Origin of the sequence: Serratia marcescens (genome assembly GCF_001902635.1) — a bacterium.
Classification (GTDB): domain Bacteria; phylum Pseudomonadota; class Gammaproteobacteria; order Enterobacterales; family Enterobacteriaceae; genus Serratia; species Serratia marcescens_F.
In genome coordinates this window covers 201,656-218,642 of the sequence record NZ_MJAO01000005.1, presented here as the reverse complement: position 1 = coordinate 218,642, position 16,987 = coordinate 201,656, and the positions used below count along the sequence as shown (strand labels likewise).

Below are 16,987 nucleotides of genomic sequence, written 5' to 3'. Positions count from 1 at the left end.
ACAAGGAACATCACGGAGGCCGCGGCAGTGGCCTCAGGGCGCACCCGAAGAGATTAGGATGATAGAGTGAAAAAAACGTTGGGCGTATTCTTGCCGTTGTACACCACCACCCTGTTGCTGCTGTTGGGCTCGGGCCTGCTCACCACCTACGTCTCGCTGCGGCTGACCTCCATCCACGTCAGCAGCGCGCTGATCGGCGCCATCATCGCTGCCAACTACATCGGGCTGGTGATCGGCGGCAAGGTCGGCCACTTTCTTATTGCCCGTGTTGGGCACATCCGCGCCTACGTAGCCTGCGCCGGCATCATCACCGCCGCGGTGCTGGGGCACGGCCTGACGGCATTCATTCCCGCCTGGGTCGCGCTGCGCCTGATAATCGGGCTGTGCATGATGTGTCAGTACATGGTGCTGGAAAGCTGGTTGAACGACCAGGCGGAATCCAACCAACGCGGCAGAGTGTTCGGCTTCTATATGGCAGCGACCTATCTCGGCATGTCGCTGGGCCAAATCGTGCTGATGCTGCAAAGCAATCTGGGCATCGCCACGCTGCTGGTGATCGCACTGTGCTTCGCGCTCTGCCTGGTGCCAATCGCCCTCACCACCCGCACCAACGCGCGCCACATGTCGCCGGCGCCGATGGAGCTGCGCTACTTTGTCGGCGCCATTCCCAAGGTGCTGGCCACCACGCTGGTGATCGGCATGGTGGTGGGCTCGTTTTACGGCCTGGCACCGGTCTACGCCAGCCTGCAATCCTTAACCACTCAGCAAACCGGCCTGTTCATGGCGCTGGCCATCTTCGCCGGGCTGGTGGCGCAATTCCCGCTCAGCTGGCTGTCGGATCGCTATAACCGCCCCTTGCTGATGCGCCTCAACGCCTTTCTGCTGATCGCAGCGGCGCTGCCGCTGGCGCTGCTGCCGCACATCGATTTCCCGCTGCTGCTGGCGGTCGGGTTCATCGTCAGCATGTTGCAGTTTACGCTCTACCCGCTGGTAGTGGCACTGGCCAACGATCTGATCGAACCGGAGCGCCGCGTCTCGCTGGCCGCCTGCCTGCTGATGGCGTTCGGCGTCGGCGCCAGTATCGGGCCGTTGGCGGTCGGCGCGCTGATCGAGCCGCTTGGCGGTAATATCCTGTATGCCTTCTTCGCCCTGTGCGGCGTGCTGCTGGCGGCCCTCAGCCGCACGGCAAAAGCGGAGGAGCCACAGTTGGCACAGGACGCGCCGGTGCCGCACATCCCGCTGCCGGACAGCCTCGCCAGTTCGCCGCTGTCACCGGCGCTCAATCCGACCTTCGATGAGCAGATCATTCACGACACCATGCCACCACCGGAAGCGGCACCCGATGTCGACGAGCCGCAGTTCGAAGCACAGGAGACAGAACCGTTGCCTCAGGGCGCCGATCCGGAAGAAGACACCGGCCTGAAAAAGGCGCACGCCATGCTGTAAGCGGCAGCGTTACAGATCCCGGAAGGAACCCAGCAGGAAACCGCGATCGGCGATCGCCGCTTTCAGCGCCGGCGCGGTCAACACATCCAGCTCGGCGAGACGCGGGTAGCAGTATTTGCTCTGCAGGATCGTCGCATCGAGGAACGCCGGGTGGCACATCATTTCCAGTGATTCGGCACCCTGTTCGTCGGCACGCGCCAGCCCTTGCAGGAACAAGGCTTCGGAAATCGTCTCACCGTAGAATCCCGCGTCAAACGCGTCGGTGCTGTAGGGCGCGTGCAGCGTAATGCCACGTTGTTTCGCCTCTTCGCGATCGATGCGCAACGGCAGGGAGTGCGCCTGCGCGAACGCCTCCACCAGCGGGTAGATCTGTGGCTGCATATGCACATGGTGATGGCTGTCGATGTGCGTCGGCGGCCTGCCGAACAGTACCTCGAAACGCGTGAACTGGCGCTGCAACTCTTCCTGAATCTCGTTCAGCGGCAGCTTGCCGGTCTCCGCGCGGCTCCACAGCCATTTGCCCAGCTCGCCGCGCTCATTAACCAGCGACGGCATGGCGCCCAGCGGCCTGCCGTGAGTCAACACGAAATGCAGCCCGATCGGCAACCCCGGATATTGCCGGCTGAGCAACGCCGCGTGCTGCGCGCCGCCGCCGTTCACCATCGCCGTGGTGGAGGAGACAACGCCATGCTGATACGCCTCGATAACGCCATAGTTTTGCCCTTTGCTCAGGCCGAAATCATCGGCATTTACGACCAGTAGTTTTTCCATAGAGGCTCCCGCGGGATGAATTTTTGGCAAGGGAAGGCCGACCGGACGGTGCGGCATTCCCCTTCGCGAAGATAAAAAATCGAATGACTAACCGACCGGCGGCCTGAAGTTCATCGGTATATCGGCGTTGATACTGATCGGGAGCGGCCCTAAAGAGGGCCGTAGCACTTTTTTCGGTAGTTGCCCGGGGTCACATCGGTGAGCCGCTTGAAATTTTTAATGAACAGACTGACATCGCCATAGCCGGAATCAAAGGCGATATCAGAGACCGAATAGTTGGTGACCTCCAACTGCGTCTTGGCGAAATTGATGCGGATCTCATTGATCACCTGCATCGGCGTTTTATGGTAGTAACGCCGCATCGCCCGGGTCAGGTACTCCTGGGTTTTCCCCGACAGCGCCACCATGTTCGCCAGCGCCCTTTCGCCGAACATCGCTTTGTCATGCATGCCGGCCAAGGTGTTCTTCAGCCACTGCGGGATATCATCGCCGCCGTCGTTTTCTTCTTTATAGTGACGAATGCGGCTGATCACATAAAAGGTCAGCGTTTCGAGGAATTCGGCGAAATCGTCCTCACGAAACTGCGGCGAGCTCACCACCGATTCGATATAGGCCAAAAACTCGCTTCTCAGGCTGTAAGCCTGCGAGGCGACAAAGCAACGCGGCAACTGCTGCAAATAATGCTCTTCAAAGAACGCTTTGCTAACCGCCACGTTGAAGATTTTCGTCGCGCCGAACTCGTAAAAACTCTGGTGGTAAGAGCCGATGGGGATAAAGACGAAATCCCCGCGCTCCAGCAGTACCCGTTTGCCGTTGATCTCCTGATAGCATTTGCCGCTCAGCACGATGGTGAACTCGTAATAGTCGTGCTGATGCAGCCCGGTGGCACTCTCCACCTTGTTGTAGATAAACAGGTGAAAATCTTTGCAGTTAAAGAAATCCTGCTCGCGAATCAGCTTCACGTCGTTGGCACTCAGCGAAATTCGGTTATCGGACACGGCGCCGGCCTCCTGTTAGTCAAATCCGTTGCGCCTGGCCGCCTCGGCAAACCAGTAGCCGCTTTTCTTGATGGTGCGGCGCTGATCCGCCCGATCCAACCGCACCAGCCCATAACGATTCTTGTAGGCGTTCAGCCAGGACCAGCAGTCGATAAAGGTCCACAGGTGATAGCCCTTACACTGCGAGCCTTCCGCCAGCGCACGATGCAGCCACTTCAGGTGTTCGCGAATAAAGTCGATGCGGTAATCGTCCTCCACCCGCCCATCGGCGCCGATAAACGCCTCTTCACCCTCAACGCCCATGCCGTTTTCCGAAATATAGCAGGGCAGATTGCCGTAGTTCTCTTTCAGATCCATCAGGATGTCGTACAGCCCCTTCTCATAGATCTCCCAGCCGCGGTGCGGATTGATTTTGCGGCCCGGCATTGCATAGTAACTGAACAGATCCTCCGGCGATGCGATCGGCCCCTCGGCGCGACGCCCTTCTTTCGCCTGCACCCTGCGCGGCTGGTAGTAGTTGACGCCGAGGATGTCCACCACGCCGCCTTCAATCAGCTGCGCGTCCTGCGGCTCGCAGTATGGCATCAGCCCATGCCGCTCCAGCAGGTGCAGCAACGCCGCCGGATAACGCCCTTTGGCGACCGGATCGAGGAAACTGCGGTTGAGCAACAGATCGGCGTCGTGTGCGGCCTGCCGATCCTCCGGTGCGTCGGAGCGGGGATAGGTCGGGCTCAGATTCAGAATGATGCCGATACTCCCCGGCCGCCCTCGCATTCTGAAACGCCGCACCGCCATGGCGTGCGCCAGTACGCTGTGGTACGCCACGGTGACCGCCCGTTTGAAGTCCACCACGCAAGGGTAGTGCAAGTCATTCAGGTAGCCCGCCTCCACCGGCACGATCGGCTCGTTGAAGGTGAACCAATGAGTTACCCGGTCGCCAAACAGGCCGAAGCAAATATCGGCGTAACGCGCATAGGCTTCGACCACCGCACGGCTTTCCCAGCCGCCGCGCTGCTGCATGCACAGCGGCATATCGAAGTGATAGAGATTGATAAACGGGGTGATGCCCTGCGCCAGCAACTCGTCGATCATCGCGTTATAGAACACCACCGCCTGCGGATTCACCTCGCCGTCGCCGTCCGGGATCAGCCGCGACCACGAGATCGAGGTTCTGAACGTATTGTGGCCCAGCGTTTTGAGCAGCCCGATATCGGTGCGGAAACGATCGTAAAAGGTCGAAGCCTCGGCCGGCCCCACCCGATCGTGAAAGCGCTCGGGCGCGATCTCATACCAATAGTCGAAGATGTTGCGGCTCTTGCCGTCCCGCACGGCCGCCCCCTCGGACTGCGGCGCGGAGGTAGCGCTCCCCCACCAGAACCCGTCGGCAAATTGATATTCCATACTCGCGTCCCTCGCGGGGCGGCCGCGCCGCCCCGTTCCACAGTTAGAATTTCAGCGCCTTGGCGATGTCTTCTTCGCTTTCCGTCGCCGCGTCGATCTGGCTCTGCGCCTTGTTGGAGATCGCCACGAACGGCAGATAAATCACGGTGGCGACCGCCAGGTTGAACAGGCTCAGCAACATGGCCATGATGCTGCCGTTGGTGTTGAAGAACGCCCCCAGGCCGACCGGCATGGTCCAGGGCGCGATGTTGGTGATCGGCGGGATCAGCCCGGAGTAGTAAGCCAGCGAGGTGATGATGGTCAGCACCGGCTGCACCAGGATGAACGGAATGAACATCACCGGGTTCATGATCACCGGCAGGCCGAACAGGATCGGTTCGTTGATCTGGAAGATGCCGGACGGCGTCGCCAGCTTGGCGACCTGGCGGTAATCTTCGCGGCGCGAGGCAATGAAGATGGCGATGATCAGGCCCAGCGTCGAACCGGTGCCGCCGAGGTAGATGTAGGAATCGACGAACGGTTTCGCCCACATGTGGAACTCTTTCCCGGCGGCCACGGCGGCCTCGACCGAGCCGTATTTATTGTACAGCTCCACGTTTTCCAGCGCGAACGGCGTCATGATGCCGCTGTCCAGCGCCGCCAGCGCCATGGAGCCGTGCACCCCAAAGAACCACAGCAGCGAAGAGAACAGCACGTACACCCAGCCCACCACGCTGCCCATTTTGGCCAGCGGCGCCGAAATGCCGTCCATGATGATCTGGTGGAAGTTGGTGCCCCAATGCGCCAGCGCGAACGCCACCAGCCCCATGATGGAGAGGATGACGAAGCCGGGGATCAGCGCCGAGAAAGAGCGCGACACCGAAGCCGGCACGCTGTCCGGTAGGCTAATCACCCAGTTGCGCCGCACGATGAAGGCGAACATCTCGGCCACCGCCAGCCCGATCACCATACCGGAAATGATGTTGGCACCGCCCAACCAGTTGGCGCCTACCGCATAGGCCTCGCCGACGTTGAACGGGGTGACGGTCATAAAGGCCGCCACCGCCAGTAGCGCCGAAGCGAGCGGATCGACCTTACGCTCTTCGGCCAACGCCATGCTGATGAAGAACGGCGTCATCAGAGACATGATCCCCAGCGTGCCGTTGTAAACGCTGCCGCCGATGCTCTTCAAGCCGTTCAGCGTCTCAATGGTGGAGGCGTCCAGGCGCACGCCCAGCGAATAGAAGAACGATCCTTCGCCGAAGCTCAGGAACACGTTGTTGATCAACACAAACATCGCCCCGGTCAATGTCAGCGGCATCAGGCGGATAAAGCCGTTTTTGATGGCGTTGACGTGGGGCTGCTTACCGATTTTTACGGCAAAAGGCAGGATAACCTTCTCGAGCGAGGCAATGAGGGTATTCACGGCGGCCTCCTGTTATTGGTTGGCTTTCTTGATGGCGGCCACCGCGGCCTTCAGCACGCCCAGTCCATCGACCTTGCCGTACAGCAGCGGATCGATGACTTCAACGGGTTTATTGGGCAACTGTTTTTGCACTTCCGGCAAGGTGTAGGCGATCTGCGGCCCCAGCAGGATCAGATCCGCTTCAACGCCTTTCTCCGCGGCCAGCGCTTCCGGATAGGCGGCGATGATCACCGGCACTTCGTATTTCTCGGCCTGCGCCTTCATTTTTGATACCAACAGGGAAGTGGACATACCGGCAGAACAAAACAGATAGATTTTTTTCTTTTCCATACCAAGCACCTCAGATAATCAAAAAAACCCCGTGTTATTTGTATGCCAGATGCAATCACGATTGCTTCACGCACATTCCTTATGAAAATTTCCGTCACGTTGCCCTGGTTGCAGACAGTATACGGAGCATGAAAAGCGGATCGGTAAGCCAGGGAGGAATAGAACCGTCTCTCCTTGACCTGGCGGATTGACCCTCTTCACATTTCGCACAAAAAAATAGTGTGACCGGGCTCTCAAATAACCGCTAAAAACTCGAAATATTCGCAACAAACACTCAAATAACAATTATAAACAGCCAGTTATGAACTCGCCGAGAATTTAGGGGTTTATTTGCGCCTGAACAAACGCAGAGGGATTAAAAATAGTTCGCGCTTGATTCGCCCCCCTGTCATCCCGAACACGATGGCAGGCGAAGAGGATTAGGTGGGAAGACGCAGCAACTCGATCACCGTGGTCAGCGCCACGGAATGGTTTCTGCGGTTGGGATAATAGAGGTAAAAACCGGGAAACGGTACGCACCAGTCGGCCAACACCCGCCGCAGCCGCCCGCTCGCCAGGTGTTCTGCCACTTCCTGTTCGATGGCGAAAGCGATACCGACATGCGCCAACGCCGCCTGCAGCAACAGCCTGGCATCATCCACGATAAGCGGGCTGTTTACCGCCACGGAAAACCGCTGCTCGCCCTGCTGAAATGCCCATTTGTAGTGCTCCCCCGAAGAGGCCTTACGCCAACCGATGCAGCGGTGCTGCAGCAAATCCTGAGGATGCGTCGGTTCGCCGTGCCGTTGAAAATAGTCCGGCGTGGCGACGATGGCGAAACGCAGATCCGGCGTCAGGCGCACCGCGCGCATATCGTTGTGCAGATCCTCGCCGAGCCGAATACCGGCGTCAAAGCCTTGCTCGACGATGTTGGCGAATCCCTCGTCCGCCACCACCTCCAGCGTAATACCGGGATACTCGCTGGCCAACCGCCCCAGATGCGGCACGATGGCGAGATCGATCGCCGAACGCGGCGCGTTGATGCGCACCAGGCCACGCGGCCCGTCGCGAAACGCATTCAGGCTCTCCAGCGCGGCATCGATGTCGGTAAAGGCCGGTACCAGCTGCGCCAGCAGATGCGCACCGGCCTCCGTCGGCGAGACGTTGCGGGTGGTGCGGTTCAACAGGCGAATGCCCACCTGCGCTTCCAGTTCGCGCAGGGTGTGGGTCAGCGTCGGCGGCGTTACGCCCAGCCGGGCGGCGGCGCGGCGGAAGCTGCGTTCACTGGCGATAGCCACGAAGGCCGCCAGGCCGGACAATTCGGGTTTCTTCATGCTATTGATATAAATTATCTAATAGTGAGATGAATTTTTAGCGGATAGTTATCCTCCATCTAACAACATAGCATTGCGATCGAACCCATTACCAGGTATCGATGCGATGACTCATGCTACAGCTCCAACTCATAAAACGCCGCGCCGTCTGGCAGGCAAAGTCGTACTGGTGAGCGGCGGCGGCACCGGCATCGGCCGCGCTGCGGCGTTGGCCTATGCCCGCGAAGGCGCCAAAGTGGCGCTGGCCGGCCGGCGCGCGGCAGAGATCGAAGCCACGGCGCGCGACATTGCGCTGGCTGGCGGCGACGCCCTGCCCGTCGTAACCGACGTCTCCCAGGAAGACGATATCCGCCGATTGCTCGCCGCGGTGACCGCCCACTACGGCCGGCTCGACGTCGCCTTCAACAACGCCGGCATCATCGGCAACTTTGCCCCGATCACCGAACAGCGCAGCGAGGATTTTGACCGCGTGATCGCCATTAACCTCCGAGGCGTCTGGCTGGCGATGAAATACGAAATTGAAACCTTCCTGGCGCAGCGCTCGGGCGGCGTGATCATCAATACCTCCTCCTGGCTGACCCACGGCGCGCTGGCCGGCTCATCCAGCTATTCCGCCAGCAAAGGCGCGCTCGATGCGATGATCCGCGCGGTGGCGCTCGAATACGGCGGCCAGGGCATCCGCGTCAACAACATCAACCCCGGCATCATCGACACGCCAATGGCGCGCGGCAGCGTGGCCGACAGCGCAGCGTTCGCGCCCTTTATCGCCCACACGCCCGCCGGCCGCTTGGGCGAATCGGAAGACATCGGCGATGTGGCGCTGTGGCTGGCAACGGACGAAGCCCGCTTCATCACCGGCCAAAGCCTGCTGGTGGACGGCGGTTACACCATCGCCGGCATGCGCTGAGGAGACGACGCCATGAACTACGTTCGGCTTGGCGACAGCGGCCTGAAGGTGTCCCGCCTCTGTCTGGGCGGCATGACCTACGGCGATCCGGCCTGGCGCCCCTGGGTGCTGAAGGAAGAAGAAGCGCGCCCCTTTATCCGCGAGGCGCTGGAAGCGGGCATCAACTTTTTCGATACCGCCAACATTTACTCCGGCGGAGAAAGCGAGCGCATTCTCGGCCGCGCGCTGAAGGCGTTCGCCCGTCGTGAAGACGTGGTGATCGCCACCAAAGCCTACTTTCCGATGGACGCGCAGCCGAACAGCCGCGGGCTGTCGCGCAAGCACCTGCTGCACAGCGTCGACGCCTCCTTACAGCGGCTGGGAACGGATTACCTCGATTTGTTCGTACTGCATCGCTTCGACACCGAAACGCCGATCGAAGAAACCGCCGACACCCTCGACAGCCTGGTGCGGTCGGGCAAGATCCGCTATCTCGGCGCTTCTTCACTGCACGCCTGGCGCCTGATGAAAATGCTAGCCTTTCAACGTCAGCACCGCCTGGCACCGTTTATCTCGCTGCAAAGCCAATACAACCTGGTGACGCGTGAAGACGAAGAGGAACTGATCCCGCTGTGCCTGGAGGAAGGTCTTGGCCTGACGCCCTGGTCGCCGCTGGCTCGCGGCGTGCTGGCCGGCTCCGGCAGTGGCGGCACGTTGCGCGCCGCCACCGACGAACAGGCGCCCCGTTGGTACGGCGGCAGAAACGAGGTAGAACGCACCGTCGCTGCGGTAGCGGAGGTGGCAGCCACGCGCGGCGTTCCACCGGCGCAAGTCGCGCTGGCCTGGCTGTTGGCCAAACCCGGCGTGGCGTCGCCGCTGGTGGGCATGTCCAAGCCACACCATCTGCAGGATGCGCTGGCAGCGCTCGACCTCAGGCTATCGCCGGAAGACGTCGCCGCGCTGGAGGCGCCAATGGCACACGCTGCCCGGCCCGAGCGCTGGTAGCCCCTTTCCCCTCATTCCCGGAGAGAAACATGTCCTACGCTGTTACCGCGCGAGCGGCGTTGTTCACCCTCGCTATCGCACTCATCCTTAGCGCTCCGGCGCAGGCCGCCGTCAGCGCAGACTGCACAGAAAGCAGCATGACGCTGCCGCCCGGTGCACTTTACCCCAACGGCATCGCCCGCGCGGCGGACGGCACGCTGTATGTCGGCCTGATCACCAGCGGCAACGTGCTGCGCAAACGGCCAGGTAAAGCGTGGGAAACCTTTTTCCCCGGTGCTGACACGGTGTTCGCCTCAAACGCACTGCGGCTGGACGAACGACGCGGGCTGCTGTGGGGCAATTCGCCGGACTTTCTCTCCGGCGGCAAAACGCGCGCCAACCGCATCTACGCGCTGAACGTCGCGGATGGTACGCTCAACCGCAGCCTGGCGCTGCCGGCGGGAGAAATGGGCAACGATATCGTGCTCGGCGCAGACGGTACGGTGTACGTGACGGAAACCCGCGGCGGCGGCATCCTGCGCCTGCGGCCGGGCGAAGCGGCCTTCAGTACGCTGTACCAGGATGCGCGGTTAGCGGCCCCCAGCGGACTGGGCGCCGCCGGTATCGTGCTGCTCGACGACCGGCTGATGGCTGTCGCCAATTTCGGCACCGGTAAGCTCTACATCCTCAACTATAACGATCCAAAGCCGCAACTGACGGAAATGCAGCTGCCGCGCCTGATTGAAAACCCGGACGGGATGGGATTGGCACCGGACGGTGCGCTGATCGTGCTGGAAAACGGGATCCAGAGCGGCCAGGGGCGGATCCTGCGGATCCCATTGCCGAAGGTTACCGGTATGCATCGGATTGAGATCTTGCGCGAGGGTATGGAGTCGCCGGTCAACCTGACTATCACCCCACAGGGCTGCGCCTTCGTCAGCGAGTCGCGCATCCGCCACCGCCTGCTGCCCGGCCATGAAATCGAAGTGCCCGACAGCTTCCGCCTCTATCAACTGCCCCTGCCTCCCACCGCCGCACAATGAGCTCCACGCCGTCTCTGCGGGCGGCGAATTGCGTTGTTGCCCGCAGACGAACGACACTTCGGATTCGCTGTCGCGACAGTGAACCCCTCCTTATCTTCAACATCCAACGGCTTGATAAATGTCTATTCCGATGTCATCAATCAAATCCATGATCCCACAAAATTATGTAACCAACTGATTTAAAGATAATTGTTACGTTACTTGCCGATGATTATACTTGCATTATCCCCCACCTCATTGCCGAGCGTATTCATGAGCCGATACCATGTTTCCAGCAACGAAGGTCAGTATGAGAAAGAATCCGGCGAACAAGTTTTAGCCAACAAACTGGGCATTGCCGATGCTGATGAACTCGACGGCGCCGAACTGGTGCTGCTGGAACAGCTCTATCGTTCTGTTTTTGAACAGCACTTTCCATTGGGGAAGATTACTGTCGAGATGATCAAAAGCTGGCATCGCCGCTGGTTAGGCAACATCTATGAATGGGCTGGACAAGAAAGGACTGTCAATATCAGCAAAGGAGGATTTATGTTTGCCCCCTCGACGCGATTGCCCAAACTACTGGATGATTTCGAGGTGAAATATCTTGCCCGTTACACACCCTGTACAGACATGAGCGAAGAACAGCTGATTGAAGCGATCGCGATAACCCATGTTGAACTGATACTCATACATCCATTCAGAGAAGGGAATGGCCGTTTGTCACGGCTGTTAGCCGATGTGATGGCAGTTCAGGGGGGCTATAGACCACTGGACTACCTTAGCTGGGAACAGCACAAAACCCAGTATATCTCGGCTATCCACGCAGGCATGACAATGAACTACGAGCCGATGAAACACTGGGTTAGCAAAGCGTTGAGAAGGGATTAGGCAAGGCGTAGATGAGCGAATTTTTTACGCGTTTCTTCTAAAGAAGCTTCAATCCTGGCTGAGGGCTGGCCTGTTTCAACCGCCGTTGACGTCGCCACAGAACGCGCAATATCCGTACGAGACGGCTTAACATAACCCACCCGCACTTTTTTGTTGTTGCTCATAGCCCCCCCTGATTGGCAAATTCGTTGATGACATTATATCAAGGATTATACAGGACTTCATGCCCTTGCCTCTCGCCACCGCACAATAGCCCCCTGCAGGCGGCGACTTGCGTTGTTGCCCTCAGACGAACGACAATCCTCACTCGTTGCACACCCGCCTTGCGCAGCGCTTCCCATTTTTACCTGTGACAGCCGATTGCCCGCTGGGCTAGTATAAGCGTCTGTGCAAACCTTGGGTTTGAGCGCGCCGTTTGGCGTTTTAATGATTTGATTTGCGCCGCCTACCAAGCGCTGAATGGGGCGACGCCTGCTGAAACAATGTGATAGCGAATGACGACAATGAAAATCACAGTTCCCTTTACATTCAATGGATTGGAAAAATAATCGCATGAATAGCACCGATAAACTCGATTCGCACACGCCGATGATGCAGCAGTACCTGCGCCTCAAGGCCCAGCATCCTGAAATCCTGCTGTTCTACCGCATGGGCGACTTCTACGAGCTGTTTTACGACGACGCCAAGCGCGCTTCCCACCTGCTGGATATCTCGCTGACCAAACGCGGCGCCTCGGCGGGCGAACCGATCCCGATGGCCGGCGTGCCGCACCACGCGGTAGAAAACTACCTGGCCAAGCTGGTGCAGCTCGGCGAGTCCGTCGCCATCTGCGAGCAGATCGGCGATCCGGCCACCAGCAAAGGGCCGGTCGAGCGCAAAGTGGTGCGTATCGTCACCCCCGGCACCATCACCGACGAAGCGCTGCTGCAAGAGCGCCAGGACAACCTGCTGGCGGCGATCTGGCAGGACGCGCGTGGCTTCGGTTATGCCACCCTGGACGTGAGCTCCGGCCGCTTCCGCGTCGCCGAGCCACAGGATCTGGAAACCATGGCCGCCGAGCTGCAGCGCACCAATCCGGCCGAGCTGCTCTACCCGGAAACCTTCGAGCAGATGGTCTTGATCGAACAGCGCCACGGCCTGCGCCGCCGCCCACTGTGGGAATTCGAACTTGAGACCGCGCGTCAGCAGCTCAACCTGCAGTTCGGTACCCGCGATTTGACCGGCTTCGGCGTCGAACAGGCACACCAGGCGCTGCGCGCCGCCGGCTGCCTGCTGCAGTACGTCAAAGATACTCAGCGCACCTCGCTGCCGCACATTCGCGGCCTCACCATGGAACGTCAGCAGGACGGCATCATCATGGACGCCGCCACCCGCCGCAATCTGGAGCTGACGCAGAGCCTGTCCGGCGGCAGCGACAACACGCTGGCGGCGATCCTCGATCGCACGGTCACGCCGATGGGCAGCCGCATGCTGAAACGCTGGCTGCACATGCCGACCCGCGACATCAAAGTGCTGACCGCCCGCCAACAGACACTTGGCGCATTGCAAGACCTGTTCACCGATCTGCAGCCTTCGCTGCGCCAGGTGGGCGATCAGGAGCGTATTCTGGCGCGTCTGGCGCTGCGCACCGCGCGGCCGCGCGATCTGGCGCGCATGCGCCATGCGTTCCAGCAACTGCCGGACATCCGCGCATTGCTGCAAGACGTAGATACGCCACACGTGCAGCAGCTGCTGTCGCAGGTAGGTCAGTTCGACGAGCTGCGCGAGCTGCTGGAACGCGCGGTGATTGAATCGCCGCCGGTGCTGGTGCGCGACGGCGGCGTGATCGCCCCCGGTTACAACAGCGAGCTGGACGAATGGCGCGCGCTGGCCGACGGCGCCAGCGACTACCTCGACCGGCTGGAGATCCGCGAGCGTGAAAAGCTGGGGCTGGATACGCTCAAGGTCGGCTTCAACGGCGTACACGGCTACTACATTCAGGTCAGCCGCGGCCAAAGCCACCTGGTGCCGATCCACTATGTACGCCGCCAGACGCTGAAAAACGCCGAGCGCTACATCATCCCGGAATTGAAAGAGTACGAAGACAAAGTGCTCACCTCCAAGGGCAAGGCGCTGGCGATCGAGAAAAGCCTGTACGACGAGCTGTTCGATCTGCTGCTGCCGCACCTGGCGGAACTGCAGCAAAGCGCCGCCGCGCTGGCCGAGCTGGATGTGCTGGCCAACCTGGCCGAGCGCGCCGATACCCTGAACTACGCTTGCCCGACCATGAGCGAGCAGCCGGGGATCCGCATTACCGAAGGCCGCCATCCGGTGGTGGAGCAGGTGCTGAGCGAACCGTTTATCTCCAACCCGCTCTCCCTGTCGCCACAGCGCCGCATGCTGATCATTACCGGCCCAAATATGGGCGGTAAAAGTACCTATATGCGGCAAACGGCGCTGATCGTGCTAATGGCGCACATCGGCAGCTACGTGCCGGCCGCCAAGGCCACCATCGGCCCGGTGGATCGCATCTTCACCCGCGTCGGCGCGGCGGACGATCTGGCTTCCGGCCGCTCCACCTTCATGGTGGAGATGACCGAAACCGCCAATATTCTGCACAACGCCACCGAGCACAGCCTGGTGCTGATGGATGAAATCGGCCGCGGTACCTCCACCTACGACGGCCTGTCACTGGCCTGGGCCTGCGCCGAGAACCTGGCTAACCGCATCAAGGCGATGACGCTGTTCGCCACCCACTACTTCGAGCTGACGACGCTGCCGGAGAAAATGGAAGGCGTGGTCAACGTGCATCTGGACGCGCTCGAACATGGCGACACCATCGCCTTCATGCACAGCGTGCAGGACGGCGCCGCCAGCAAAAGCTATGGCCTGGCTGTCGCCGCGCTGGCCGGCGTGCCGCGCGACGTCATCAAGCGCGCCCGCCAGAAACTGCGCGAGCTGGAATCTATCTCCAGCCACACCGCCTCGGGCAGCGTCGACGCCACCCAGATGACGCTGCTGCAGGAAGAGAGCTCGCCGGCGGTAGAAGCTCTGGAGGCACTGGATCCGGATTCCCTGTCGCCGCGCCAAGCGCTGGAATGGATCTACCGGCTGAAAAATATGGTGTAGTCTGGTGCCGGACGCGAGCATAAAAAAACGGTGAGCATCATGCTCACCGTTTTTATTTGATGCGGTTCAACAACCGGCGTTATTCGCGGAACAGCGCCTCGATGCTCAGGCCCTGCATCTGCAGAATTTCACGCAGGCGGCGCAGACCTTCAACCTGAATCTGACGGACACGCTCGCGCGTCAGGCCAATCTCCCGGCCCACGTCCTCCAGCGTCGCCGCTTCATAGCCCAACAGGCCGAAACGACGCGCCAACACTTCACGCTGTTTGGCGTTCAGTTCGAACAGCCATTTGACGATGCTTTGCTTCATATCGTCATCTTGCGTGGTGTCTTCAGGCCCGTTGTCCTTCTCGTCAGCCAGAATGTCCAGCAGCGCTTTCTCCGAATCCCCGCCCAGTGGCGTATCCACCGAGGTGATGCGCTCATTCAGGCGCAGCATGCGGCTGACGTCATCCACCGGCTTGTCGAGTTGCTCGGCAATCTCTTCAGCGCTCGGTTCATGATCCAGTTTATGGGAAAGCTCGCGCGCGGTGCGCAGATAGACATTCAGTTCTTTGACGATATGGATAGGCAAACGAATGGTACGGGTTTGGTTCATGATCGCCCGTTCAATCGTCTGACGGATCCACCAGGTTGCGTAAGTGGAGAAACGGAAACCGCGTTCCGGGTCAAACTTTTCCACCGCACGGATAAGACCGAGGTTACCTTCTTCGATCAGATCCAGCAGCGCCAGACCGCGGTTGCTGTAGCGGCGGGCGATTTTCACCACCAACCGCAGGTTGCTTTCAATCATGCGGCGGCGGGACGGCACGTCACCGCGCAGAGCACGCCGCGCAAAATAGACTTCTTCCTCTGCGGTCAGCAGAGGTGAATAACCGATCTCACCCAGATAGAGCTGCGTCGCATCCAATACGCGTTGCGTAACGCCTTGAGACAACAGCTCTTCTTCCGCTAAATCGTTCTCGCTGGTCTCTTCTTCTACCAGCGCTTTTTCATCAAACGACTCGGCCTCAGCTCCATTCTCGTCGAAATCCGCATCATCATGTAACTCGTTAACTTTCAGCGTATTTTGGCTCATATGCTGCTCCTACCCGTGATACCGCGAGCAGAATCTCAGCGTATTCTGCCCAATCTATCGCTGCGGAAGATAACGCAGCGGGTTTACGGATTTCCCCTTGTAACGAATTTCAAAATGCAAACGTACTGAACTGGTACCGGTGCTACCCATGGTGGCTATTTTTTGACCCGCCTTCACTTCTTGTTGTTCCCGGACCAGCATTGTGTCGTTATGAGCGTAGGCGCTCAGGTAATCATCATTGTGTTTGATGATGATTAGATTACCGTAACCCCGTAAAGCGTTGCCTGCATACACTACACGGCCATCGGCGGTAGCGAAGATAGGCTGCCCACGGGAACCGGCGATATCGACGCCCTTATTCCCACCTTCTGATGAGGAAAAGTTATCAATAATCTTACCGTCAGTCGGCCATCTCCAGGTGCTGACCGGAGAACTGTTGCTGACGGTGCTGCTCACTGGAGGAGCGGCTTCCGGCGCGGTAACAGGCGCAGTCGCGGTCCCAACCGCTGCGGCGCCTGCTGCAGGTAACATCTTACCTACATTCTGTTTACCCGAGTTTTCAGAATACGCGTTAGTTGATTGAGAATCAACCGTTGCCGTCTGGATCTGGGTGCTGGAAGGTGGCTTCGGAACGCCGCCTTTGGTGGCGTCTGTCGTCGCCAGCATGCCGCCGCCGCCGTTGGCAGAACCATTACCAAGCTGAATGCTTTGGCCAACATTCAGGCTGTATGGCTCAGGAATATTGTTGCGCTGCGCCAGGTCGCGGAAATCGTTGCCGGTGATCCAGGCGATGTAAAACAGCGTATCGCCGCGCTTGACCGTATAGGTGTCGCCGCCGCTGTAGCTCCCTTTGGGGATGGCGTTATAACTGCGGTTATAGACAATGCGGCCCTCTGGGCCGACCTGCTGCACCCCGCCATTATTGCCATTGACGGCTGGAGCGGCGCCGCCGTCCACGCTGCTGATAGGGGCCGACGTCGAGGCATTGTTCGTACAACCCGCCAACCACAAACTTACCATCGTACACACCGCAACCCGGCGTAACGTAATCATTGGGCTTCCCGTGCTCATGCTTCCCCCATGACAGCAATATCAGTGATATATCCAAAATACCCTTTACATCGTAGCCGAGCTTTTGCCACTTCCCAGTTTCTGCGATGCAAAGGCACCTCCGGCCGATCCCTGAATGCCAGGTCATCGCCCGCCGGAGCATCAAAACGCGCGCCAATGCTAACCACATTGGCGTTGTCGCACCATAAGACAACTACGTAGAAAGGCCAATTCTAGTGAAAATTAGCCTGATTGGAACGAGAAAACCGTATCCCGGCGTGATGAAAGTGCAACAGATTTTGCG

General features: G+C 59.6%; 15 protein-coding genes. 6 read left to right on the top strand and 9 right to left on the bottom strand.

The window, feature by feature from the left end:
- Positions 1-66 precede the first annotated feature (66 nt).
- Positions 67-1,446: an MFS transporter gene (locus BHU62_RS06880; RefSeq protein WP_073530263.1), complete on the top strand. Its 1,380-nt coding sequence runs from the start codon at positions 67-69 to the stop codon at positions 1,444-1,446.
- A gap of 9 nt (positions 1,447-1,455) precedes the next feature.
- Here the strand turns inward: BHU62_RS06880 and chbG are convergent, their stop codons facing one another.
- From chbG to BHU62_RS06850, 6 genes are all read right to left on the bottom strand, one after another.
- Positions 1,456-2,217 carry a chitin disaccharide deacetylase gene (chbG, locus tag BHU62_RS06875; protein WP_073530261.1) on the bottom strand — a complete coding sequence of 254 codons (762 nt, stop codon included), beginning with the start codon at positions 2,215-2,217 and terminating at the stop codon, positions 1,456-1,458.
- Positions 2,218-2,366: 149 nt separating this feature from the next.
- Positions 2,367-3,215 (bottom strand): transcriptional regulator ChbR, encoded by an 849-nt coding sequence (chbR, locus tag BHU62_RS06870; RefSeq protein ID WP_073530259.1) that lies wholly within the window; start codon positions 3,213-3,215, stop codon positions 2,367-2,369.
- A 15-nt stretch (positions 3,216-3,230) separates the two neighbouring features.
- Entirely contained in the window at positions 3,231-4,616 is a 1,386-nt protein-coding gene (locus BHU62_RS06865; RefSeq protein WP_073530258.1) for a glycoside hydrolase family 1 protein, read from the bottom strand.
- A 43-nt stretch (positions 4,617-4,659) separates the two neighbouring features.
- Positions 4,660-6,021: a PTS N,N'-diacetylchitobiose transporter subunit IIC gene (gene chbC, locus BHU62_RS06860; protein ID WP_073530257.1), complete on the bottom strand. Its 1,362-nt coding sequence runs from the start codon at positions 6,019-6,021 to the stop codon at positions 4,660-4,662.
- Positions 6,022-6,033: 12 nt separating this feature from the next.
- Entirely contained in the window at positions 6,034-6,351 is a 318-nt protein-coding gene (locus tag BHU62_RS06855; protein ID WP_004932561.1) for a PTS sugar transporter subunit IIB, read from the bottom strand.
- A gap of 419 nt (positions 6,352-6,770) precedes the next feature.
- Positions 6,771-7,664, bottom strand: a complete 894-nt coding sequence (locus BHU62_RS06850; RefSeq protein WP_073530256.1) for a LysR family transcriptional regulator — start codon at positions 7,662-7,664, stop codon at positions 6,771-6,773.
- A 106-nt stretch (positions 7,665-7,770) separates the two neighbouring features.
- On the opposite strand from BHU62_RS06850, the gene BHU62_RS06845 reads away from it, so the two are divergent.
- The 4 genes from BHU62_RS06845 (at position 7,771) to BHU62_RS06830 (ending at position 11,447) form a co-directional block, all read left to right on the top strand.
- Positions 7,771-8,571 carry an SDR family NAD(P)-dependent oxidoreductase gene (locus BHU62_RS06845; protein ID WP_073530255.1) on the top strand — a complete coding sequence of 267 codons (801 nt, stop codon included), beginning with the start codon at positions 7,771-7,773 and terminating at the stop codon, positions 8,569-8,571.
- Between the two features lie 12 nt (positions 8,572-8,583).
- Positions 8,584-9,555 carry an aldo/keto reductase gene (locus tag BHU62_RS06840; protein WP_073530253.1) on the top strand — a complete coding sequence of 324 codons (972 nt, stop codon included), beginning with the start codon at positions 8,584-8,586 and terminating at the stop codon, positions 9,553-9,555.
- Between the two features lie 29 nt (positions 9,556-9,584).
- Positions 9,585-10,577 carry a hypothetical protein gene (locus BHU62_RS06835; protein ID WP_073530251.1) on the top strand — a complete coding sequence of 331 codons (993 nt, stop codon included), beginning with the start codon at positions 9,585-9,587 and terminating at the stop codon, positions 10,575-10,577.
- A gap of 252 nt (positions 10,578-10,829) precedes the next feature.
- On the top strand, positions 10,830-11,447 hold the full coding sequence (locus BHU62_RS06830; protein ID WP_073530249.1) for a Fic/DOC family protein: 618 nt from the start codon (positions 10,830-10,832) through the stop codon (positions 11,445-11,447).
- Here BHU62_RS06830 and BHU62_RS25200 read toward each other — a convergent pair.
- Positions 11,444-11,611 carry a hypothetical protein gene (locus tag BHU62_RS25200; RefSeq protein ID WP_171971299.1) on the bottom strand — a complete coding sequence of 56 codons (168 nt, stop codon included), beginning with the start codon at positions 11,609-11,611 and terminating at the stop codon, positions 11,444-11,446. The genes BHU62_RS06830 and BHU62_RS25200 overlap by 4 nt on opposite strands.
- A 388-nt stretch (positions 11,612-11,999) precedes the next feature.
- Between BHU62_RS25200 and mutS the strand changes: the two genes are divergently transcribed.
- On the top strand, positions 12,000-14,555 hold the full coding sequence (gene mutS / locus BHU62_RS06825) for a DNA mismatch repair protein MutS (RefSeq protein WP_073530642.1): 2,556 nt from the start codon (positions 12,000-12,002) through the stop codon (positions 14,553-14,555).
- 79 nt (positions 14,556-14,634) lie between these two features.
- Here the strand turns inward: mutS and rpoS are convergent, their stop codons facing one another.
- Both rpoS and nlpD read right to left on the bottom strand, forming a co-directional pair.
- Positions 14,635-15,633: an RNA polymerase sigma factor RpoS gene (rpoS, locus tag BHU62_RS06820; protein ID WP_004932578.1), complete on the bottom strand. Its 999-nt coding sequence runs from the start codon at positions 15,631-15,633 to the stop codon at positions 14,635-14,637.
- A gap of 54 nt (positions 15,634-15,687) precedes the next feature.
- Positions 15,688-16,686: a murein hydrolase activator NlpD gene (nlpD, locus tag BHU62_RS06815; RefSeq protein WP_078062029.1), complete on the bottom strand. Its 999-nt coding sequence runs from the start codon at positions 16,684-16,686 to the stop codon at positions 15,688-15,690.
- Between the last annotated feature and the right edge of the window lie 301 nt (positions 16,687-16,987).